1 pseudogene is annotated in these 295 nt (G+C 57.3%); it reads right to left on the reverse strand.

The annotated features are described in order from the left end of the window. Positions 1-295, reverse strand: a pseudogene (gene recD, locus KVT28_RS24855) (exodeoxyribonuclease V subunit alpha); the annotation flags it as partial.

A 295-nucleotide genomic window follows, 5' to 3' on the forward strand; every position in this document is an offset into this window, starting at 1 on the left:
TCAGCTCAATACGTTGATTCAATCCCTGCACGCCAAACGGCCCTTCAGGCAGTGCGCACAGCAGCTGATATCGGCCAAACGCCGCGATAATTTCAGCAGGATCAGCGGGTTGGCGAATGAGTTTCAGGAACGGCTGATAACCGGCGGCAATCTCCGTCAGCAGCGCCTGATACGCATCAGCATCCTGCAAAGGTTGACGGGTGATATCGCTGAAACCAGCCTTGAATGCCGCTCCAACCGCCTTTGCATCACCGGCGTTAACCGCTGCGGCCAGTTGGCCAATGCCGGAGTTGGC

Source organism: Pantoea sp. GbtcB22, assembly GCF_019091025.1.
GTDB classification, from domain to species: Bacteria; Pseudomonadota; Gammaproteobacteria; order Enterobacterales; family Enterobacteriaceae; genus Pantoea; species Pantoea leporis.